This window comes from Candidatus Hydrogenedentota bacterium (assembly GCA_012730045.1).
In the GTDB taxonomy this organism is placed as follows: domain Bacteria; phylum Hydrogenedentota; class Hydrogenedentia; order Hydrogenedentales; family CAITNO01; genus JAAYBR01.
Map to the genome: position 1 here is coordinate 1 of JAAYBR010000028.1, position 21633 is coordinate 21633.

Here is a 21633-nt window from a genome sequence, read left to right on the forward strand (position 1 = left end):
TCCGCCGCAGGCGCGGGGGTCTCCGCCGCAGGCGCGGCAGCATCCGCCGCAGGCGCGGGCGCATCCGCCGCAGGCGCGGCAGCATCCGCCTCGGGCGCGGGGGTCTCCGCCGCAGGCGCGGCAGCATCCGCCTCGGGGGCCGGAGCCGCTGCGTCTCCCGCGGGCTTTTCATCCTCCTCTTTCTCCGGGGCGTATTTTCCCCGGCCCAAAATCCGGTCCATGGCGTCCTGATCCTGGGTAAAACTCACCTGGGCCAGCATGCGCTCGCGGAGGTCCTTCCGGAAGTCGGGCTCGTACTCCGCCAGCAGAGCGCGGATCTCCTGCTCCTTCTTCTGCTTGCGCTCCTCGGGCCACTTGGCCTTGTCCTCCTCCGTCGGGGGGGTCTTCTCAACCAGCTCGACGAACCAGGTGTCCTGCAGCATGCCCGTGATGGGGCCGGCGACCTTGCCCGGTTCGGCGTTCCCGAGTTTCTCGTAGATGTCGGGCGCGGAGATGTAAATCTGGTACTGCCAGAGCATGTCCTTGCGGGTGAAGGGCTTCTCGGTGACCTTCACCTCGGCTTTGAGGTCGGGGAACTTCGCCGGAATCTGGTCGAGGGAGGTGATCTCCGCGGCGATGCGCTTGCACAGCTCCTGGAGCTGGGCCTGGGAATCCTCGCGCTTGCGGAGGGCGGCGATGGTGTCGTTGGTCACGCGCTCGCGGATTTCATCGAGCGGGGGCACCACGCCCTCGACAGTCTCCGTCACCTTCGCCACGTAGAGGTAGCTGCGGCCCTGGACCGGGGTGTACAGCGTGTCGTCCTTCTGGCCGGGCACCTGGGAACGGAACGCGGGCACGTCGAAGCGGGGAATGCCGGCGATTTCGGTGCTGGCGGTGGTGAAAACCCCCGTCTGCGCCACGGTGAGGCTGTTTTCCGCGGCGGCGGTCGCCAGATCGGACGCCTTGGCCCGCGCGGCCACGGCGGCCGCCAGGTCTTTGCGCTGCTGCATCTCCTCCTCGGAGAGCTTCGCCTCCATCACGATCTGCCGGAAGTGGACTTCGCGCGCGCCGTCGTCGGCCGTGCGCTCCTCCTCCACCTTGTAGATGAAATAGCCCGTCGGCCCGAAGACCGGGTCGCTCACGCCGCCCACAGGCAGGGCGTACAGGGGGGCCATGTGCTCGGTGGGGTTCTCCTCCACTTTCCGCCAGCCCATGTCGCCGCCCTCGGGGACGGTGAGGGTGGAGTACTCCTTAAACAGGGCGGCGAAGTCCTCGCCGGCGCGGGCGCGGGTGACCGCCTCGACGGCCTTCTCCGGCACGGGGGGGGCGAGGGACAAGGCGACATAGTCGGCGCGGTTGTCTGCGGGCTTCCGGTACTTCTCCTGATTGTCGGCGAACTGCTTCTGAATCTCCTCCTCCGTCGGCGTCACGGGCATCTCGATCTTGGCGTACTTGATTTTGAGCTTTGTGTAGTCGGCGGCAAGCTCCTCCTCAATCTTGGCGTCCAGCACGCGCCGGGCGGGGGCCAGCATGACGGACAGATAGGCCTGCCGGGAGACGCCCTCGCGCATCTCCTGGTAGATGGCATCCCAGTCCTGGGGCATGCTCACCCACTCGTTGTAGGCCTCGGCATTGAACCGGCCCTCCTCATCCTTGAACATGGGAAGGTCGCGGAGCTGCTTCTCCAGGAAATCCCTGCCCACTTTAAACCCGCGCTTCTGGTCCTCCACAGTGATCAGCGTGGAGTCAAGCAGCTGCTCCTGGATAGCCTTCACCTGTCCGGCGGCGTCCAGTTCCTCGTAGGTGGGGCGCTGGCCGCCCCGGCGGGCCATCTGCTGCGCCGTGGCGTCCAGGGCGCGGCGGAACTGGCTTTCGGTGATGGGAACGCCCGCGACCTCCATGACCGGATCGTCGGAAACCTCGGTGCTCCTCTGCTGGCTGGGCATGCCGAAGAAGAAGACAAAGGGAATGCCGATGAAGATCAGAATGAGCACCAAAATCAGTTTCCGGTGCTTCCGCATGAAATCCTGCATGAAGAAAATCCTCCTGAACCGGTGTGGCCGCTCAGGTCCGAAAGGTTGGGCTGCGAAGGCCGGCGGCCCCGTGCCGCGCGCATTCCTCGACTGCCGCCCGCGGCGCGCCGCAGGCCGCAAAACTCTATCACACCGCCCCGGGAACGCGCAAACAGCGGGGAATCCAAGAACTCGGGGAACGGGCGGGGCGGGAGGCTAATCGCCCTTGACGCGGTCGAGGAGGACGGCGGCCAGGATGACCAGGCCGAGGGTCACCTGCTGGCCGAAGGTCTCGATGCCGATCCAGTTGAGGCCGCTGTTGAGGACGGAAACCACCAGCAGGCCGACGAAGGTGCCCGCGATGGACCCGCGGCCGCCGCTGAGGCTGGTGCCGCCGACCACGACCGCCGCGATGACGGACAATTCGTCGCCGAGGCCGATTTTCGGGTCGCCGGACCCCAAACGGGAGGTCAGCATGAGCCCGGCCAGCACGGCGAGGGCGCCGCACAGGGTGTAGACCAGCCATTTGACCCGCATGACGGGCACGCCGCTCAGGCGGGCGGACTCCTCGTTGCCGCCGATGGCGCGGGTGTAGCGCCCGAAGCGGGTGTGGTTGAGCAGGACGAAGCCCGCCGCCAGAACGAGCATGAACAGCACCACGCTCACGGGCAGTTTCCCGAAGAGCTGGCCCCGGCCAAGCCAGGTGTACTCCGGGGGCAGGGGGCTGATGGGCTTGCCGTCGGTGAGCAGGTTGCCCAGGCCGCGCAGGGAGCTCATGAGCGCGAGAGTAGCAATGAACGGCGGGATGCGCAGCCGGGTGACCAGCAGGCCGGTGGCGCTGCCCGCGCACATGCCCACGGCAAGGGCGGCGCACCACCCCGCAAGAATCCAAACCCAGGCGGGGCTCTGGCCATGCCGGACGACGGTGGCGGAGAGGACGCCTCCGAAGGCCATGAGCGACCCGACGGACAGGTCAATGCCGCCGGTGATGATGACGAAGGTCATGCCGACAGCCATCACTCCGAAGATGGCCGACTGGTTCAGCACCATCATCATGGTGTTGAACGAGGTGAACCCGGGGTTGTCCTGCGAGCGGCCGATCATCTCGAAAACGGCCAGCTCCAGGAAGAGCGCGGCCACCAGGGGGCCGAAGGTCCAGAGATTTCTGCGCAGCGAGTCCATCCGCGCCGCGCCCGCGCCCTCAGCCATGCCGCGCCCCTCCGCCCGTGGCCAGCTGCATGATCCGCTCCTGGGTGGCCTCGGCGCGGGAGAGCCCGCCCGCGAGGCGGCCCTCGTGCATCACGAGGATGCGGTCGCACATGCCGAGCACCTCGGGCAGCTCGCTGGAGACCATGAGCACCGCGGCCCCGCGCTCCAGCAGGGCGTTCATGAGCCGGAATATTTCGGTTTTCGCCCCCACGTCCACGCCGCGGGTGGGCTCGTCAAACATGAGGATGCCGGCCTGGGTGAAGAGCCAGCGCGCCAGCACCACCTTCTGCTGGGTGCCGCCGCTGAGAAGCTGGACGGCCTGCTCCACCGAGGGGGTCTTGATCTGCAGCTCGCGCACGAAGTCCTCGGCGACCCGGCGCTCCTCGCCGCCGCTGACGAAGCCCCTGCGGACCAGCGCGCCGAGGTTGGCCAGGGTGATGTTCTCGCGCACGGACATGCCGAGCACGAGCCCCTGGTTCTTGCGGTCCTCGGTCAGGAGGCCGACGCCGTGCGCGATGGCGTCGCGGGGCGAGGAGACGGCCACCTCTTTCCCGTCCACGAAGACGCGTCCGGCGCTGAGCCGGTCGGCGCCGAAGATGGCGCGGACCACCTCGGTGCGCCGGGAGCCGACGAGGCCGGTCAGGCCGACGATCTCGCCCGCGTGCAGGGAGAACCCCACGTCGTGGAAGAGCCCCTCGCGGGCGAGCCCCTCCACGCGCAGGCGCTCGGCGCCGCGGGGCAGGGACACCTTGGGGAACTCCTCGGTGAGTTCCCGGCCCACCATCATGCGGATGATGTCCTCGCGGGTGAGGTCGGCGACGTCGCGGGTGGCGACGTGCCGCCCGTCGCGCATGACGGTGGCGCGGTCGCCGATCTGAAAGACCTCCTCCAGCCGGTGGGAGATGTAGAGGATGCCCATGCCGCGTCCGCGCAGCTCGCCGATGAGCGTGAAGAGCGAGGCCAGCTCGTGGTCCGTGAGGGTGGCGGAGGGCTCGTCCATGACCAGGATGCGGGCGTTGACGGAGACGGCCTTGGCGATCTCCACCATCTGCATCTGGGCCACGCTGAGGCGGTTCACGGGCAGGCGCACGTCCAGCGTGACGCCCATGTGCCGCAGCACCTCCTCCGCGTCGCGGCGCAGGCGCGCGCCGTCTATGAACGGGGTCTTTCCGACGCGCGGCTCGCGGCCGAGGAAGATGTTCTCCGCCACGGAGAGGAAGGGGCTCAGGTTGAACTCCTGGTAGATCATGCTGACGCCCAGCTCCCGCGCGCGGGCGGGGCTGGTGACGGGGGCGGGGCGCCCCCCGATGAGGATGTCCCCGGCGTCGGCGGGCTGGGCGCCCGCGAGGATTTTCATGAGGGTGGACTTGCCCGCGCCGTTCTCGCCGAGCAGGCAGTGCACCTCGCCCTCCCGGAGGTCGAGGGAGACGTCGTCCAGGGCGAGCACGCCGGGGAACTGCTTGGTGATCCCCCGCATTTCGAGGAGCAGGTCAGCCACCGGCGGCCGCCCCTTCCAGGCTTTCCTTGGTGATCATCCCGACGTCCACCGGGCGCTCCTTGGGGAGCTCCACGCCGTTGAGGTGGTCGGCGATGGTCTGAATGACCGCCTTGCCGATCTCCTTGGGGAACTGCACGGCGTCCGCCTTGAGGGCCTTGCCCGCGCGGATGGCGTCCGCCGCCTCGGGGGTGCCGTCAAAGCCGACGATGATGATCTTGTCCTGGAGCCCGGCGGCCTCCACGGCGGCGAGGGCGCCGAGGGCGGAGTCGTCGTTGATGCCGAAGATGGCGGCAAGGTCGGGGTTCGCCTGGAGCAGGTCCTGGGTCACGCGGAGCGCCTTGTCGCGCTGGCCCTCGCCGGGGACCCGCGCCACGATCTGGATGCCGGGGCTCTTGGCGATCTCTTCCGTGAACCCCGCCGTGCGGTCCTGCACCGAGGTGACGCTGGGATGGTCCACAATGGCGATTTTGCCCTGGCCGTTGAGCTGCTTCACGAGGTATTCGGCGAGAATCTTGCCGCCCTTGTAGTTGTCCGAGGCGATGTGGCAGACCACGTCGGCGCCCTTCGCCGCGATGTCGGCGGTGAACACCGGGATGCCCTTGGCCCGCGCGTCGGCCACCACGGGCGTGATGCCGCTGGAGTCCGTGGGCGCGAGGATGATGGCGTCCACGCCCTGGGCGATGAACATCTCCATCTGGTCGTTCTGGCGGCGGCTGTCAAACTCGGCGAACTGCGTCTTGAGCTTGAACCCGTGGCGCGCCGCCTCCTCCCGCATCTCCGCGATCATGTCCTGGTAGAAGATGTGCGTCTGCGTCAGCAGCGCGGCGCCGATCACCTTCTCCTTGGCGGCGTCCGGCGCCTGGCCGTCCGCGGGCTGCGCCGCGTCCCCGCCGGACCCGCACCCCGAGACCACCGCCGCAAGCGCCGCGCACACAATGAGCATTCCCAGTTTTCGCATGGATCGGTTCTCCTTGGGGGCTCCACTCTACCGCGCGGGCATGGCACGGCGCAAGACGGGCTGGCACCCGGCGCCGTGCGGCGGGCGGCTTCTGTCACCGCGCCCCGTCGGCCTGAGGCGCCGCACATGCTGACTGCGCATTTGTTTTCACCCTATAAGAAAAAAATACTTGATTGCCTTCCGTTAACCCTGCTAAACTCGCCCCGGTTCCGAATAGGCAGGGAAGCAGGCTCCGTTTCATGGACACGATCCGAAAACGCGCGATCCGTCGGGCATTTCTGGGCTGCACCGCAGTCCTGCTGCTGATGTTTGGGATTGCGGCGGTGCATGAGAGCATCCCCGGCCTGTGCGAGGAGCGGGACGATTCCAGCCAAAGCGGCAGGGAATACTGCCCCTTCTGCAAACTGATCCACAGTCCCCTGGTCACGAGCGCTCCGGCGCTCCTTCCCGCACCGGCGGCGCTGCCGCTCCCGCTCTGCGATGAACGGGCCGTTTCGCCCACCGCGCGCGTGTGGCAGGCCTGGCAGGTGCGCGGCCCTCCCCTGCCCGCGTAGCCCCCATCCCCCCCAAACCCCCTCTGACAAAAAAAAGCGGACAGCGGCTGTCACCGCCATCCGCGCCGCCCCCATCCCATTTTCGGGTGGAGGCATGCACTCTCATTCTCATTCAAAGAAACATTCCCGCGGCCCGGCGGCATTCCCGCCGGCCGCAGAAAGGCTTGCCCCATGAAGAACAGACACGGTTTCACGCTGATTGAACTGCTGGTGGTGATCGCCATCATCGGCATCCTGGCCGCCATCCTGCTGCCCGCGCTGGCGCGGGCGCGCGAGGCGGCCCGGCGGGCCTCCTGCCAGAACAACCTGAAGCAGATGGGCCTGGTGACGAAGATGTACGCCAACGAGGCGAAGGGGGCGTTCCCGCCCATGAAGACCCGCGGCTGCGACGGGTCCGTCCGCGCGATGGAGCAGATGGCGAGCATGGAGGCCCTGTATCCCGAGTACTTGACCGATTTCGCCGTGCTGCTCTGCCCCAGCTCCATCGGCGGCGCGACGCCCGGGGAGCGCTGGGACGAGGGGGAGACGGTCAGCCCGTGGTTCCGCGAGTGGACGGGGTCGAACAACGGCATCGTGGAGCCCTGCGAGGTGGGCGACTTCCCGTACACCTATGTCGGCTTCGCCATCACGACGGACATGTCGGACACGGCCGTCAAGTGCCAGGCCCTCTGGGACAGCGTGTTTGACCCGGCCGACGGTCTGGCGGCGCGCATCACGGCGAACACGGCCGCAGCCGATGAGGACTGGGCCACGTTGGTTCCCGGCACGGGAACGGGCGGCAGCGACACCATCTACCGCCTGCGCGAGGGCATCGAGCGCTTCCTCATCACGGACATCAACAACCCCGGCGGCTCCGCCCAGGCGCAGTCCATCCTTCCTGTGATGTGGGATGTGATCTGCGACGAGGCGTCCCACTTCAACCATGTGCCGGGAGGGTCGAACGTCCTGTTCATGGACGGGCATGTGGAGTTTCTGCGGTGGCCCGGCGCCCAGGGGCCCGCGGGTGCCTGGACCAACCCCGAGACCGGCGGACCGCTCCCCGTGGGCACCGCGTTCCCCATGAGCGCGGGGGGCATGATCTTCCACGAGGCGTCCCACGTCTACGGCGCCCTGCTTCCGTAACCTCCCTTTTCGGGCCCCGGCATCCCTCGCTCTTGGGATGCCGGGGCCTTCCCGTTCTTGCCCCGCCCCCTGCGGTGATTTGACTTGACCCTCCCGGATGGGCGACAACACGGGGGACGGGTTCTCCCGCGCCGGTCAGACAGCGCGCGGGCAAGCCGGGAGGGATGCGCCATGTCAGACACGCGAAACCAGCCGGAACCCCTCGGGATGGAGATTCCCCCGCGGGGGGTGGACCGGCAGGTGTTGCTGGACCGGCTGAAGGCGCTTCAGGCCGGGGATGTGCACTGGCGGGAGCACAAGGTGTTCGGGCTGGTCTACAAGCACAGCGACGCCCACACGGAGTTTCTGAAGGAGGCCCACGGCCTCTACTTCTCCGAGAACGGCCTCAATCCCATGGCGTTCAAGAGCCTCCAGCAGCTGGAGCGGGAGGTGGTGCGCATGTGCGCCGCCCTGTTCCACGGCGGGGACGGCATGGCGGGCTGCATGACCTCCGGCGGCACGGAGAGCCTGCTGCTGACCGTGCTGGCCCACCGGAACCACGCCCGGCGGACGCGCCCCTGGATCCGCCGCCCGGAGATCGTGGTCCCCGAATCGGCCCACACGGCCTTCACCAAGGCGGGCGAGTGTTTCGGCGTGCGCATTGTCAAGGCACCCTGCGGCCCGGACTACGCTGCGGACCTTCGGGAGATGGAGCGGCGCATCACGGGGCGCACAATCCTGCTGGTGGGCTCCGCACCCTGCTATCCCTACGGCGTGCTCGACCCCATCGCGGAGCTGGGGGAACTGGCGGCGCGGCGCGGGCTGCCGCTGCATGTGGACGCGTGCCTCGGCGGGTTCTTCCTTCCGTGGCTCGGAGACCTGGGCGTGGACATCCCGCCCTTCGACTTCCGCGTGCCGGGGGTGACCTCGCTCTCCGCGGACATCCACAAGTACGGCTACGCCGCGAAGGGCGCCTCGCTGCTGCTGTACCGCAGCCCGGCGGTCTTTGCGGACCAGGTCTTCGCGGATGTGGACTGGTGCGGCGGGGCCTACGGCGGGGCAACCCTCGCGGGCACGCGCCCCGGCGGCCCGATCGCGGCGGCCTGGGCGGCGCTGCACGCCCTGGGCCGCGAGGGCTATGCGGCCAACGCGCGGACCATCCTGGACGCCGCCGGACGCCTCATCGAGGGGGTGCGCGCCGTGCCCGGACTGTGCGTGCTGGGGAACCCGGTCATCGGGGTGGTCGCCGTGGGCGCGACAGACCCCGCCGTGCGAATGTACGCTGTGGCCGACCTGCTGGAGGCCAAAGGCTGGCACATCAACCGCCTGCAGAAGCCGGAAAGCCTCCAGGTGATCCTGAACGCGGGGCACGCCGCGGTGATTGACCCGCTGCTGGCGGACCTGAGGGAGGCCGTCGCGCATGTCCGCGCGAACCCGGACACGGCCTTCGAGGGCAGCGCGCCCATGTACGGCCTCATCGCAAACATGCCGCTCCGGCGGGTGGTCCGAAAGAACCTGGTCTCCATCTTCACCAACATGCACACGGTCGGCGAACCCGGCCCGGAGGACGCCGGGGAGGAGGAGAAGGATCCCGTGGCGGTGCCCCCGGCGGTGCTGTGGCTGATGCGCGCCCGCGCGCGGCTTGGGCGGCTTTTCGCGCCGCGGCGGGGGGACTGAGGGCGCATGATGACCTTTCTGGCGGTCGCGGCGGCCTTCGCCCTCGGGGCGTTTGTGCAGACCATCGCGGGCTTCGGCTCCGCGCTGGTGGCCATGCCCATCCTCACCCAGTTCCTCGGCGTGCAGGCGGCGGCGGGCGTCATGTCCATTGTCGGCGCGACCGTCATTGTGGTCGTGCTTTTCCAAAACCGGCGCGGCCTGCGCTGGCGCGAGGCGGGCCGCCTGCTCTGCGGCACCGTCGTCGGCATCCCCGTCGGCGCGTGGGCGCTCACGTCCCTGCCGGCCGCGCCGGTGGTCGGCCTGCTCGGGGTGCTGCTCATCGCCTACGCCCTGCACGGTGTCCGCGCGGTCCTGCGCGGCGTCCCGGAGGCCGAACCGGCGGACAACCCCTCCCAGGACGCAGAGAATCCGTGGCGGGACCGGATCACCGGAGCGGTGGTGGGGTTCTGCGCGGGACTGCTGGGCGGGGCCTACGCCACGGACGGCCCGCCCCTCGTGATGTACGGGGCCCACAGGCGCTGGCCCAAGGAAACCTTCCGCGCCGTGCTGCAGGCGTGCTTCCTGGTGGACGGGCTGCTGATCCTGGCGATGTACAGCGGGAACGGGGTGGTCAACGCGGGCGTGGTGGTCTACTGCCTCTACGGCGTGCCGGGCATGCTGCTGGGGCTGGCGGCGGGCACCCTGCTCGACCCCCGGATCAACCGCGGGCGCTTTCACCGGCTGCTGCTGGGACTGCTCTTTTTGCTGGGCGCGGGCCTGCTCGCCCGGGCGCTGTTCATGGAATGACGGCCCCGCCAATTTTACCGGACGGATCACCGAAAAGGAGACAGGAAGATGGGTTCATTGGTCCTTATGTGCGCGGCGCTCGCCGCCGCCGCGGCGGACGTGCCGGCGTCGCTGGAAATCCGGGTGCCGGGGGGGCCGCACCCGCGGGTGTATGTGACGGCGGACGAGCTGCCGGCCCTGCGGGCGCGCGCGGAGACGCAGCCGTGGGCCACTGAGGCTAAACGGGCAATCCTGGAGGAGGCCGCCGCCCTCGCGGTGGAGCCGATGGACATCCCGCACGAGGGCGGGCAGTGGACGCACTGGTACTCCTGCAAGAAGGACGGCGGGCCGCTGAACGCGGAGTCGCCGACGCGCCACGTCTGCCAGACCTGCGGGGAGGCGTACTCCGGCCCGCCGTATGACCAGGTGTATGCGACGCACCGGCACGGGCACTGGCTGGGCGGCGTGGAGACGCTGGGCCTCGCACACATGCTGGACCCCCGGCCCGAATTCGCAGAGCGCCTGCGGGCGATCCTGATGGAATACGCGTCGTTCTATGAGACGCTTCCCCTGCACGATGTGAACAACGCCCCGGACAGGGGCGGACGCGTGCTTTCGCAAACCCTGGACGAGTCGGTGCTGCTGTGCCAGATGGTGCTGGGCTACGACCTGGCATACAACGCGCCGTGCTTCTCCCCCGAGGACCACGCCGCCATCCGCGACGGCCTGATCCTCCCCATGGTGAAAACCATCCAGGCGAACCTGCGCGCCATCTCCAACTGGCAGTCGTGGCACAATGCGGCGGTGGGCTGCGCGGGGCTGCTGCTGGGCGACGCGGAACTGGTGGACTGGGCCGTGAACGGGCGCAACGGCTTCCTGTACCAGATGGGAAAATCCCTCTTCCCCGGCGGCATGTGGTACGAGGAATGCCCGTCCTACCATTTCTACGCCCTGTCCGCCCATGTCTACCTGCTGGAGGCGGCCGCGCGCGCGGGCATGGACCTCTACGCCGTCCCCGTCGTCAAGGGCATGTTCGACGCGCCGCTCCGGCAGGCGCTGCCCGACCTGACCTTTGTCCCCTTCCACGACAGCGACCGCCTCTCCATTTTGTCCCAGCGGCAATATTACGAGATCGCCTTCGCGCGCTACGGCGACCCCGCCTATCTGCCCCTGTTGGGCGGGCGCGGGGGCGTCTGGACCCTGCTGTGGGGCCGGGACACGCTGCCGCCCGCCCCGGAGGCGAAGGAGCCCGCCGTGTCCACGGCCGGCGAGGGCGAGGGGCTGGTGGTGATTCGGGACGCTGAGAACGAGACGGCGCTGTACCTGGACTACGGCCCGGGCCGCTCGGGCCACGTCCAGCCCGCCAAACTCAACATGGTGCTCTACGCCCACGGGGACATCCGGTTCGCCGACCCCGGCCGGCTCCCCTACGGCAACCCGATGCACAGGCAGTGGTTCTGCCAGACCATCGCGCACAACACCGTGGTTGTCAACGGCGCAACCCAAAAGAGGACCCACGCCACGTTGAAGGCCTTCGCAACCGGCGAGGGATACGCCCTCTGCCGCGCCGCGTGCGACACGGCTTACAAGGGCGTGACGCTGGACCGGACCCTGCTCCTGCGGGGGAACACGGTGGTGGACGTGTTCCGCTGCGCCTCCGCCGAGGAGGCCACGTTCGACCTCCCGCTGCATTTCGTGGGAACGCTGAAGAACGAACCCGCCGCGGAGCCCGCACCCCTGGGTGAAAAGGACGGCTACCAGCATCTCCAGCACCCGCGCCGCTGCACGGACGGCACACGGGAGTTCATGATCGCCACGGAGGGAGACCGGGGCATCCATGTCCGCCTGTTCGGCGACCCGGAGGTGTTCCTGGCGGAGGGCCACGGCGAGGACATGAAAACGCTCTGGCCGATGCTTCTCCAGCGGGTCAAAGGCAAGAGTGCCTGTTTCGCGGCCGTCTACCAGATCCTCGATGCCGGCGCCGCGCCCGCGCCCGCGTCCGCCAAGGCCAAGACCGGAAAGAAGGACACCACCATCGAAACCGGCGACCTGCGGCTGACCGTGGGCGAAGAGACCATCCTTAAGATTGGGGACGAGGTCATCCCCCTCCCCTGCCCCGAACCGACGCCGGAAAAAGAATGACCGGTGACCAGCATGAAACGGGGTATTGACGGGAACGTAGACGCGCCATCTTGGCGCGTTCTTCGGGTCAACGAAAAACTCCAAGAACGCGCCAAGATGGCGCGTCTACCTTGCGGGCGCTCTCGCCGACTCACTTCATTGGCGAGCGAAGCGACGCCATCTCGTTCCCGCCGACGCCCTGCCCACAAGAGGTTGCTTCAGGCGCTGCGCGCCTTCGCGATGACGGGTGTGGCGGTTTCCATGCTCGCTGCCTTCTCGGTGCGCTCTGTGACTCCGTGGTGAACCTCTCCGGGGTTTTCACCACACGGCCACCCGCCCGATGAGGCAGGCCCCCTCGGGGCCGGGCTCGGTGTGGTCCGTTGTGCCGCCGCTGTAGGACACCTTGCCCGCGCTGACACTCTCCGCAGGACCGGAGAGCGTGCCGCCGTGCTCGAACTTCCAGACGATCTGCCACTCCCCTCCCTCTCCCCGCGCCTCGACGACGCCGGAACGGGACAGCCACCGGGCCCGCACTTCGGTCCAGGCGGCGGCGTCATGCTTCCCGAAAAGGCGCTGGTCGCCGTTAAGGTCCGCCTGAAGCAGGCCGTCGCTCCGCAGCCCCACGCGCAGCACGGCGCCGCCTTTCCACCGGACGCAGACGGCGGGCCCCCAGGACTGGCCGGCGTCGGTGCCCTGGCGCAGGCGCGCCTCGAATCCGCGCACGGCCCCGCCCAGCGGGGCGGTGACAAAGGCGTGGGTGTTCGCGTGGGCGGTGACACGCAGCGCGCCGTCCTCCACGGCGAAGGGGGCGGCGTTCTGCGCGGAGATGGACGGCGTCCACGCGGCCATCGCCTCCCCCGCCGCCTCCAGCATCGGGGCGCCCCATTCGGGCGGCGCCTTCAGGGCGCGCTGCTCCTCCAGGCGGAGGCGGGTTTTCTCCGCGATGCGCGCCTGGCGTTCCTCGCAGCCGCGCTCGACCGACCCCCGCAGCGCGGGCGTCAGCCCGGCCTTATAGTCTTCGTGGACCACCTTCATGGTGGCGGGGTCGGACAGCCAGGAGGCGATGGTGTGCATGCGGGCGTTGACCGCCAGCACGCGGTCCACAAGGTCCGCTGTGGGCTTGGGGCCGTTGTTGCAGAGCACGCCGATGCTGTTGCTGGTGTTGTGGCAGGAGACGAAATAGCGGAGGTAGTCCGGGTTGCCGTAGGCGCTGTCGCGCCCCTCGCCCCGGAGGATGAAGTCCACATAGGCGTCCGCCTGGGGCACGAAGCACATGCCCGGGCCGAAGGCCCCCGTGGAGTGCCACTCCAGGATGCCGTCCTCCCCCACAATCTCCCGCGACTTGCGGGCGAGCGCGTACAGCGCCGGGGCGCTCTCGGCATACTGCCCGTCGAAGTAAAGGCCGTCGGGCCGGTGCTCCCGCATGACCTTCCCGATCTCCGGCAGGAACAGGTCCATGTTGTCGCCGTGGGGCCAGCCGGGGGGGAAGCCGGTGACGCTGAAGTTCTCGAAACTGTTCATGGCCAGGTGTTCGAGGGGCGTGCGCTTCAGGAAGTAGTACGGGCTGGTGTAGACGATGAACCGCATCCCGTTCCGGTGGATCGTCTCGCGGACCCGCGCGAACTCCTCCGGGCCGTGCCGCGGCTCGAAGGCGAGGTTCCAGTCCTTCCACAGCATGACCTCGGCCTGGAGCAGGACAATGTTCCCCTCGGCGGCCCAGGCCGTGAGGTCGGCGTCCGCGGGGTAGCCGGTCTCCATGGACCAGTGCCAGACCACATGGTCCTTCAGGGACCGGTCCCAGTCGAAGGGCTTCGGCGGGCACACGCCCACCCACAGCACGGCGTCCGCGGGCAGCGTGTGCCGCGCCACCACGGGCTCGTAGGGCTCCAGCGCGCCGGTGAGGGTGTCGTCGGAGCTGAACAGGCCGAAGCCGCCGTACTCGTCCAGCACCAGCAGGCTTCCCTTGTGGGACGCCGTGAACCCCACCTCGATGGACCGCGTGATCTCCACCGTCACCGGCTCATGGGCGTGGAACATGAAGAGGGAGTCGCCGTTCACCCGCAGGTCGAGTTTCGGCGAGGCATAGGAGCAGAACGCGAACCCCGGCCCGGTGTGCGTGAGCGCGGGGGGGCCGGACAGCCCCGTGACGCGGATCCGCGCCACCTCGCGCGGCGTGCCGACGCGCTGGCGGAACACCCCCTCCCCGGAGGCGTCCATCCGGAACTCCGCCCCCGTGGTCACCACCTCCAGCGCGCCGCCGGAGACCTCCGCCCGCTCGACGGCCATGCCGCCCTGCGGCGCCGGAAACACCGCCGGGTCCATGAGCCCCTGAAAGGTCGGCGCCTCCGCCCGGGCCTCCAGGAAAGCCGTTGAAACAAAGGCCAGCAAAACAAACAGCATCTGTGGTGCGCGCATGGCAGGTCTCCTGTGCAACCATCATACACCGGAGACGCGCCGACAGCGCACGCCTGCCCACCCGTCTCCCCCGCGCATCGTAGGGGCGAAATATCTTTCGCCCTCTTAACGCATGCGCGTACCGCCCCCGCCACGCCCTCCGCAACCCAAAGAGGGCGAATGATGATCCACACCGGCCCACTCCAGGACCCCGCCCTGTTTTCCCCCTTCTCCCCCTCCGTGTCCTCCGTGTGTTCCGTGGTTCGCTCCCGCGGGGAACGTCCCCATTGCCTCTGCGTGCCTGCCGGCGGTTTCGCGGGGTGTCATCGGCGGGGACGAAAGGGGTACACTACCCGCGCCGGAACGGCTCCGCTCCCCCGCGCCCGCAGCGCGGCGGGGCGGACGACGCCGCCGAAAGGAAACCCCATGAAACGCCTTCTGAAGATTGTCGCCCTCGCCCTCGCCGGGATCGTGTGCCTTGTGCTGCTGGTCGCCGCCATTGCCCTGGGGCGGTGGTACCTGAAGGCCGGCGGGCCGTATCCGGACTACAGCCTCGATTTTGCAAAGGCCGGCACGCTCCAGGGCACGCCGCCGGAGACGCCGCTGCTGGTGGGCGTGGCGAAGCGCGACATCACGCCGGTCCTCGACGCCTACGACAAGTTCGTGGACAAGGACGGGGACAACAAGTACAACCCCAAGAAGGGGGACTACTTCGAGGACACGAACAAGAACGGGAAACTGGACGCGGTGTGGATCGCCGGGTTCGGGAACAACCGGCCCGCGCAGGGGGTCCACGACCCGCTGTGGGCGCGCGCCATCGCGTTCGAGAACAACGGGGTGCGCGTGGTGCTGGTGACGGTGGACAGCATCGGCCTCTTCGCCGAGAAGATCATAGACATGCGGAACCGGCTGGACCCGTCGCTGAAGATTGACCACCTCGTGGTGTCGTCCACCCACGACCACGAGGCGCCCGACACGATGGGCATCTGGAGCGTGGGGCTGGAGCGGCCCTTCTGGCGCTTCGACTACGGGTACATGGAGCTGGTGAAGCGGTCGGTGGTGGAGGCGGCGGAGGAGGCGGTACGAAACCTGCGCCCGGCGAAGGGGCACATGGCCGAGGTGACCGCGGGGCCGGAGGGCTACGTGGACGACAGCCGCATCCCCCATGTCTACGACAACGTGGTCCGCATCGCCCGCTTCGAGGACCCCGCCACGGCGGAGACCATCGCCACCATGCTCTGCTGGGGGAACCATCCGGAGACCGTGGGCAGCAGTAACCCGCTGCTCACCAGCGACTTCCCCCACTTCCTGCGCGAGGGCGTCGAGAAGGGCGTGCCGGACCCCAACGGAATACCCGGCGTCGGCGGCATGTGCCTGTACTTCCAGGGCCAGGTGGGCGGGCTGATGACCCAGCTCCACACGACGGTGCCGCAGCGCAACACGGGGGCGATGCTGCGGGAGGACACTTTTGAGAAGGCGCAGGCCCTCGGCGAGAATGTCGCCCTGCTGGCACTGGGCGCCCTGCGCGACGGTGCGCGCCCCATGACGGACAGTTCCGTGGCCGTGGCGGCGAAGACCTTCCACGCCCCCGTGGGAAACCCCGTGTTCAACTTCGCGGTGTTCGTGGGGCTGGTGCATCCGGGATGGTTCGGCGGAAAGGCGCGCACCGAGGTGAACGCCCTGCGGGTGGGCAACCTGGAAATCCTGACCGTCCCCGGCGAAATCTACCCGGAAATCTGCGAGGGCGGCGTCGAGGCCCCGGCGGGCCGCGACTTCAACATCGCGCCGGTGGAGGTGCCGCCGCTGCGGTCCCAGCTCAAGGGCGACCTCACCATGATCTTCGGGCTGGCCAACGACGAGCTGGGCTACATCCTGCCCAAGAGCCAGTGGGACGTGGAGCCCCCCTTCGCCTACGGCCTCAAGGAGGACCAGTACGGCGAGGAGAACTCCTTCGGCCCCGAGGCCGGGCCGGCGATCCACAAGGCGTCGCTGGAGGTGATCCAGTCGCTCCACGGCGCACTGGGCCGGTAAACACTTCATGGCTCAGACCGGCAACGCGCGCCTTACGGCGCTGGACCAGGCCCGCGGCTACGCCATCGCGGGCATGATCACCGTGAACACGCTGGGGCATTTCGACCGCATGCCGTGGATGGTGAAGCACCACCACGAGGGCATGTCCTACGCCGACACCATCGCGCCCCTGTTTATCTTCCTCGTGGGCATGGGCTTCCGCATGTCCTTTCAGCGGCGCGCCGCCGAAAAGGGCCTGTGCGGCGCGCGCCGCGACGCGCTGCGCCGCTACGGCATCCTCATGGGGCTCGGCCTGCTCTACGGCGGGTTCAGCCTGCTGGTGGGCGTGTGGGACGCTCTCATGGACATCGGCGCGGCGGGGGTCCTCTCGCTGGCCTTCATCAACGCCGGCCCGCTGGTCCGGGTGGCCGGGGCAGTTGGCGGACTCGCGCTCTACCAGGCGCTGTGCTCGTTCACGGGATACGGGGCATGGGTGATCGGCCACAGCATCAACGGCGGGCCCCTGGGCCCGCTGGCGTGGATGTTTATCCTGCTGCTCGGCACGCTCGTGGCCGACTGGCTGCGCGATCCGAAGCGCCTCGCCCGCAATTGCCTGCTCTGGGGCGCGGCGCTGTGCGCGGCGGGCTGGGCGCTCCGCGCCGAATGGCCCGGCGTCAAGGCGTTCTGGGCCTTTTCCCAGTACGGCATGGGCGCGCCCTACCCCGTCTATTCCACCGGGCTGTGCTTCCTGACCGTCCTGGTCTTTCACTTGGTCTGCGACCGCGCGGGCCTTTCCTTCCCGCCCCTCACCGTCATGGGCCGCAACCCCCTCGTGCTCTACCTGCTCCAGGCCGTGCTCGCGCAGGTGGTCGTGGAACAGTTCATCCCCCCGGATGTCTCGGTGCCCGCCGCCCTGGCGAGCCTCGCAGGCGTCCTCGGCGCCTGCTACGCCCTCGCCCACATCCTCCACCGCCGGGGCAAGATCATCAAGATTTGACCGGTGGACGCTCCTCGTTATCATTGAAATCTCAACTCGGAGAGTTGAGATTTCAATGATCTTTTGGGCACCTCCTGGGAACCGTTCCTGCAAGAAGCGCATCCTCTGCCATTATGGGCTCCGACGTTCCCGGCCCCGAGAAAGGCCGCCGACCTCCCTCCATCTCAGACTTGAGATTTCAGATTGGGCTCAGCGGCGGGATGACGGCCCAAGGCAGAGAACCGAAATGGAGAACGGTGCCGCAAGGGTCTGTGCGTGACGGGTGCGCAACATTGCCGGACATTTCCCGAGGCCGGGGCGGTCAGTCCGCGCGGCCGCGGAGACTGTCGAGCACGTTTCGGACGAGGGCCTCGTCGGAGAGGCCGAAGGTGGCCTCCTCGGGAAAGGGGACTTTTTCCCGGAACCGGGCGGCAAACGCCGCGAAGACCCTGACGCGCGCGTCGGGGTCGAGGGTGTTGCGGCGCAGGAGGGCGGCCAGCGCGGCCCCCGCCTCCTGGGGCGTGACCAACTGGCGCAGGCGCGCCTCCAGATGGGGCCAGGCGCGCAGGGAGTTGTATTTCCCGGAAACGGTGGCGGGCAGTTCGATATCCCCCGCCCGGTCGCCCCTGACCACGACGGTGTTCGCGGCGAGGTCGCCGAGACGCTGCGCCCGGGAACTGAGAACGCAGGCCAGCCCCCCCGCCAGGTAGAGGCCTGGAAGAATGTCCACGGCGCGCAGGAGATTGCGCAGGGCGATCTGGCTGAACTGGAGGCGCAGCCCGCCGGCGTCCATCACCCGCAGGCCGAGGAGGCGCTTTCCCACGGTCTGCCCGCGCCAGAACCACTCCGCCGCCAGGCCGTACCCCATGTTGAGCGCGAAAAACAGCAAAATCGCCACGGCGGTGCCCATGTCCGCCCCAATCACGCCCATCAGCGGCAGGAACCCGGAAAGCGCCGACTGCGCCGCCAGCACGATCCCGCAGTCCACGAGCCAGGCGAGGAACCGGGTCAGCGGTCCGGCCAGGGGCAGGGCGAAGACCACCCCCTCGGGGGTGCGGACAATCAGGCGGTTTTCGCGGAGCCGTGCGCTCATGCGCGCCCCTCCCCCGCCCTTCCGGCGGCGGCCAGGAAGACCGTGAGCAGCAGGAGCTCGCCCGCGCCGAAAGTGATCTTGAGCCAGTAGGGCACCACCGGCTCGTGGTACTGGGAGAAGAACGACTCCACAATGCCGGCCCACACGAGCATCACGGCCACGCCGCCGACCAGGGTCACGATGTCGGGCGCCGCGGCGCGCAGGCGCGCGCGGACGGGGTCCGGCGAGCCGCCGCCGAGCAGCGCCCCCCCGAGCACCAGCCCGGCCTGCCCGGCCAGCAGGATCGCCGGAATCTCCACCGACCCGTGGGGCAGCAGCCACCCGGCGAGGAAGGCTGTCTGTCCCGCGAGAATGTAGTCCGCGGCGACGGCGCCCAGCATGACACCGTTGTAGAAAAGCAGAACGACGCTCCCCAGGCCGAAGAGGAGGCCGAAGGCCATGGCCGTGACGGAGACGCGGATGTTGTGGGTCATCAGGTAGGCGGCAAAGGAGCCGTGGCCGCCGTCCAGCCGGTGCTCCTCCGCGGTTTCCTCCTCCTGCACCCGCTGCGCGGGGTCCTGCATGAGGTGGGAAAACGGCATGAGCACCCGCTTCGACTCCTGGTCGGCGTAGAGCGCGAGGCCCCCGAAGAGCACCCCCGCGAGCGTCACCCCGAGGGAGACCCAGAAGGCCGCCGCGCGCCGCCGGAACGTGCGGGGAAACTCGGCGAAGAACCAGACCAGCGGACGGAACCGCCGGCCGGCCGCGCGCGCCGAGTGCGCCTCCGCGTAGGCGCGGGCGACGAGGGGCTCCAGGCGGCGGCGCGCCGGATGGTCGGGGGGGAACCCGGCAAGCCGGGCAAGCCCGGTGGAGGCGCGCTGGTAGAGGTAATGGAAGCGCCTGGCCTCCTCCAGCGGGAGCGGCGCGGCGGGGTCGCGGTCAATGCGGTCCAGCATGGCGGAAAGCTCGTCCCAATGGGGCGACTCGGCGGCGAGAAAGCGCTGGATGTCCACAATCATAGGAGCTGCCTCTGGCGCGCGCCCAGGTATTGGGCGGCCATTTGCGGGCACATGCGGGCGTCGTCCAGCATCTGGAGGCCCACGCCCCTGCGCCGCAGGGCGAACTCCAGCTCCCTGAGCTGGCGCCACCGGTAATGGCCCGCGAGCCGCCCGTGGAGGTCCTCCCCCTCACGCGCCTGCTCCGAGAAGAGCCGGCCCACCCCGGGCGGGACCGGCGTGTTCACCAGGACCAGGTGCTTGCGGAAGACCGGCTCCATGTTGCGCACGAACTCCTCGGAAAGGACCGGGTCGTCAAGACTGGTCAGGAGGATGACCAGGGCGCGGCGGCGCAGGCGCAGGCGGAGGAAGGCGCACAGCTCGCCGAAGTCCGGGTTGACCGGCGCGGGTGCCAGGGCGAACACGGCGTCGCGCACGACGGCGTGGTGGCCCGGGCCGCCGCCCGCCCGGACAAATGCCCGCACGCGGTCGTCGAAGGCGGCCACGCCGAAAAGGTCCCCCTGGCGCCCCGCCACCATTCCCAGCAGCAGGGCCGCGGTGATGAAGCGGTCCAGCAGGGGCGGCCCCCCGCCGTCCCCCGTCTCCGAGGCGGGCCGCGCGCTGAGGCGCGACGTGTCCATCACCACGTAGACCTCCTGGGACCGCTCGATCTGGTAGCTCTTGGTTACAGGCCGCGCGCGGCGCGCGGTGGCCTTCCAGTGGATGTCCTCGTAACTGTCCCCGGGGAGGTACTCGCGCAGCTTCTCCACCTCGCGGCCCTTGCCGACCATGCGCCGCACATGAACGCCCGCCAGCCCCCGGTTCAGGAAGACCGCCGCCATGCCCCGGCGCTCCGCGGAGAGGTCGGGATACACGCGCACCGGCTGGTCCAGCGGGAGGCTCCGGCGCACATCCCAAAACCCGAGGCGCGAGGGGGTCTCCGCGCGCGCGAAGGCGATGCTGTGGCGCCCCCGCCGGTCGGCCATGCAGGGCCAGAGCAGGCGCCCGGGCGCGTCCCCGGGGAGCGCCACCTCCATCACGCGCCGCTCCGGCGCGAACCCGGCGGGCCAGGCGAGGGCCAGCCGCAGCCGGCGCAGGCCGCAGGAGGAGCCATCCACGAGCAGCTCCACCTCGCCGGGGCGCCCGCAGGTCAGGCGGACATCGCCCGGAAACCGGAGGCGCAGACCGGCCAGCCGCCCGCGCGAGACCCAGGCGTCCAGCAGGACAACGGCGGCGGACAGCGCGCCGGCCGCCGCCGCGGGCAGGGCCCACCGCGGTTCGGCGGCCGCGGCGAGCACGCAGGACGCGCCCACCACACCGGTCCAGAGAACCAGTCTTTCCCGGGGAACCATCATCGGGGAACGGGCACCTCCCTCAGGATGCGGGCGACCACATCGGGCACGGACAGCCCCTCAATCTCATATTCCGGACGCAGCACGAGGCGGTGCGTCAGGACGGGGGCCGTGAGGGCCTTCACGTCGTCCGGGGTGACAAAATCGCGCCCCTCCAGCAGGGCGTTCACGCGGCAGGACAGGAGAAGCGCCTGGGTCGCGCGGGGTCCCGCCCCCACGAGGACCGCCTGCTCCGCCCGCGTCCTGCGCACAATGTCCACGATGTAGGCGGCGATCTCGTCGCGCACGCCGACCCCGCCGAGATGGGCGCAGTGGGCCGCCAGCTCGTCCTGGGTGACCACCTGCGCCACCCCGCCCCGCTCCAGCACGGCCTCGGGGGACTCCCCGGCGAGCATGCGCCGGGCCAGCTCCAGCTCCTCGCCGCGCTCCGGGCAGTCCATGGACACCTTGAGCATGAACCGGTCCTTCTGCGCCTCGGGGAGCGGATAGGTCCCCTCGTACTCAATGGGGTTCTGCGTGGCGAAGACGGTGAAGTGCGGCGGAAGCCGGAAGGTTTCCCGGTCAATGGTGACGGCGCGCTCCTGCATGGCCTGGAGGAGGGCGGACTGCGTCTTCGCGGGCGCGCGGTTGATCTCGTCGGCCAGGAGGAACGACGAGAAGACGGGCCCCTTCACCAGGGAGAACTCGTTCCGCTGGAGGTTGAAGACATTGGTCCCGATGATGTCCGCGGGCATGAGGTCGGGCGTGAACTGGATACGGGCGAAGGAGCAGCCCATCGCGCGGGCCAGGGTCCGCACGAGCAGCGTCTTGGCCACGCCGGGAACGCCCTCAATAAGCACGTGCTGCCCCGTGAGAATCGCGATGAGGGCCGCGCGCACCGGGGCGTCCTGCCCGATGACCACCTTCGCGGTCTCCTCCCGCACGCGCGCGAGCGCGCCCGTCAGCAGGTTCAGGTTGTCG

General features: G+C 69.3%; 16 protein-coding genes. 7 read left to right on the top strand and 9 right to left on the bottom strand.

The genetic code is table 11. From position 1 onward, the window contains the following. The 4 genes from GXY15_02430 to GXY15_02445 all read right to left on the bottom strand — a co-directional run. On the bottom strand, nt 1-2012 hold a 2012-nt coding region (locus GXY15_02430), incomplete at its 3' end, for a hypothetical protein (protein NLV40070.1). Between the two features lie 195 nt (nt 2013-2207). Continuing rightward, complete coding sequence (locus GXY15_02435) at nt 2208-3173, bottom strand: ABC transporter permease (protein ID NLV40071.1); 966 nt, start codon at nt 3171-3173, stop codon at nt 2208-2210. A 19-nt stretch (nt 3174-3192) separates the two neighbouring features. Further along, nucleotides 3193-4698, bottom strand: coding sequence for a sugar ABC transporter ATP-binding protein (locus GXY15_02440; GenBank protein ID NLV40072.1), 1506 nt, complete (start codon nt 4696-4698; stop codon nt 3193-3195). After that, a complete protein-coding gene (locus tag GXY15_02445; protein NLV40073.1) occupies nt 4691-5656 on the bottom strand; it encodes a substrate-binding domain-containing protein in 966 nt (321 codons plus the stop codon). The genes GXY15_02440 and GXY15_02445 overlap by 8 nt, the downstream gene beginning before the upstream one ends. 239 nt (nt 5657-5895) lie before the next feature. Between GXY15_02445 and GXY15_02450 the strand changes: the two genes are divergently transcribed. The 5 genes from GXY15_02450 (at nt 5896) to GXY15_02470 (ending at nt 11895) form a co-directional block, all read left to right on the top strand. Next, the gene (locus GXY15_02450) at nt 5896-6210 is read left to right on the top strand and encodes a hypothetical protein (GenBank protein ID NLV40074.1); all 315 of its coding nucleotides are present in this window, start codon (nt 5896-5898) and stop codon (nt 6208-6210) included. Between the two features lie 171 nt (nt 6211-6381). Beyond that, nucleotides 6382-7332, top strand: coding sequence for a DUF1559 domain-containing protein (locus tag GXY15_02455; protein ID NLV40075.1), 951 nt, complete (start codon nt 6382-6384; stop codon nt 7330-7332). A 171-nt stretch (nt 7333-7503) separates the two neighbouring features. Continuing rightward, nucleotides 7504-8988, top strand: coding sequence for an aminotransferase class V-fold PLP-dependent enzyme (locus GXY15_02460; protein NLV40076.1), 1485 nt, complete (start codon nt 7504-7506; stop codon nt 8986-8988). Between the two features lie 6 nt (nt 8989-8994). Continuing rightward, nucleotides 8995-9774 carry a sulfite exporter TauE/SafE family protein gene (locus tag GXY15_02465; protein NLV40077.1) on the top strand — a complete coding sequence of 260 codons (780 nt, stop codon included), beginning with the start codon at nt 8995-8997 and terminating at the stop codon, nt 9772-9774. 48 nt (nt 9775-9822) lie between these two features. Continuing rightward, nucleotides 9823-11895, top strand: coding sequence for an alginate lyase family protein (locus tag GXY15_02470; GenBank protein NLV40078.1), 2073 nt, complete (start codon nt 9823-9825; stop codon nt 11893-11895). Between the two features lie 297 nt (nt 11896-12192). Here the strand turns inward: GXY15_02470 and GXY15_02475 are convergent, their stop codons facing one another. Continuing rightward, entirely contained in the window at nt 12193-14289 is a 2097-nt protein-coding gene (locus tag GXY15_02475) for a hypothetical protein (protein NLV40079.1), read from the bottom strand. A gap of 405 nt (nt 14290-14694) precedes the next feature. Between GXY15_02475 and GXY15_02480 the strand changes: the two genes are divergently transcribed. After that, nucleotides 14695-16299 (top strand): hypothetical protein, encoded by a 1605-nt coding sequence (locus GXY15_02480; GenBank protein NLV40080.1) that lies wholly within the window; start codon nt 14695-14697, stop codon nt 16297-16299. Nucleotides 16300-16306: 7 nt separating this feature from the next. After that, nucleotides 16307-17275: a DUF1624 domain-containing protein gene (locus GXY15_02485; GenBank protein NLV40081.1), complete on the top strand. Its 969-nt coding sequence runs from the start codon at nt 16307-16309 to the stop codon at nt 17273-17275. A 301-nt stretch (nt 17276-17576) separates the two neighbouring features. Here the strand turns inward: GXY15_02485 and GXY15_02490 are convergent, their stop codons facing one another. Genes GXY15_02490 through GXY15_02505 form a run of 4 tightly spaced genes read right to left on the bottom strand, consistent with a single transcriptional unit; the run spans nt 17577 to nt 21626 of the window. After that, a complete protein-coding gene (locus GXY15_02490; protein ID NLV40082.1) occupies nt 17577-18347 on the bottom strand; it encodes an RDD family protein in 771 nt (256 codons plus the stop codon). After that, on the bottom strand, nt 18344-19345 hold the full coding sequence (locus GXY15_02495) for a stage II sporulation protein M (GenBank protein ID NLV40083.1): 1002 nt from the start codon (nt 19343-19345) through the stop codon (nt 18344-18346). Before GXY15_02495 ends, GXY15_02490 begins: the two co-directional genes overlap by 4 nt. Then, complete coding sequence (locus tag GXY15_02500) at nt 19342-20676, bottom strand: DUF58 domain-containing protein (protein NLV40084.1); 1335 nt, start codon at nt 20674-20676, stop codon at nt 19342-19344. Before GXY15_02500 ends, GXY15_02495 begins: the two co-directional genes overlap by 4 nt. Continuing rightward, nucleotides 20673-21626 carry a MoxR family ATPase gene (locus GXY15_02505; protein NLV40085.1) on the bottom strand — a complete coding sequence of 318 codons (954 nt, stop codon included), beginning with the start codon at nt 21624-21626 and terminating at the stop codon, nt 20673-20675. The genes GXY15_02500 and GXY15_02505 overlap by 4 nt, the downstream gene beginning before the upstream one ends. Between the last annotated feature and the right edge of the window lie 7 nt (nt 21627-21633).

Excerpts from the sequence above, each read along its gene's own strand:
- GXY15_02435 (NLV40071.1), bottom strand. The coding sequence starts at position 3,173 with ATGGACTCGCTGCGCAGAAATCTCTGGACCTTCGGCCCCCTGGTGGCC.
- GXY15_02445 (NLV40073.1), bottom strand. The coding sequence starts at position 5,656 with ATGCGAAAACTGGGAATGCTCATTGTGTGCGCGGCGCTTGCGGCGGTG.
- GXY15_02450 (NLV40074.1), top strand. The coding sequence starts at position 5,896 with ATGGACACGATCCGAAAACGCGCGATCCGTCGGGCATTTCTGGGCTGC.
- GXY15_02455 (NLV40075.1), top strand. The coding sequence starts at position 6,382 with ATGAAGAACAGACACGGTTTCACGCTGATTGAACTGCTGGTGGTGATC.
- GXY15_02460 (NLV40076.1), top strand. The coding sequence starts at position 7,504 with ATGTCAGACACGCGAAACCAGCCGGAACCCCTCGGGATGGAGATTCCC.
- GXY15_02465 (NLV40077.1), top strand. The coding sequence starts at position 8,995 with ATGATGACCTTTCTGGCGGTCGCGGCGGCCTTCGCCCTCGGGGCGTTT.
- GXY15_02470 (NLV40078.1), top strand. The coding sequence starts at position 9,823 with ATGGGTTCATTGGTCCTTATGTGCGCGGCGCTCGCCGCCGCCGCGGCG.
- GXY15_02475 (NLV40079.1), bottom strand. The coding sequence starts at position 14,289 with ATGCGCGCACCACAGATGCTGTTTGTTTTGCTGGCCTTTGTTTCAACG.
- GXY15_02480 (NLV40080.1), top strand. The coding sequence starts at position 14,695 with ATGAAACGCCTTCTGAAGATTGTCGCCCTCGCCCTCGCCGGGATCGTG.
- GXY15_02485 (NLV40081.1), top strand. The coding sequence starts at position 16,307 with ATGGCTCAGACCGGCAACGCGCGCCTTACGGCGCTGGACCAGGCCCGC.
- GXY15_02490 (NLV40082.1), bottom strand. The coding sequence starts at position 18,347 with ATGAGCGCACGGCTCCGCGAAAACCGCCTGATTGTCCGCACCCCCGAG.
- GXY15_02495 (NLV40083.1), bottom strand. The coding sequence starts at position 19,345 with ATGATTGTGGACATCCAGCGCTTTCTCGCCGCCGAGTCGCCCCATTGG.
- GXY15_02500 (NLV40084.1), bottom strand. The coding sequence starts at position 20,676 with ATGATGGTTCCCCGGGAAAGACTGGTTCTCTGGACCGGTGTGGTGGGC.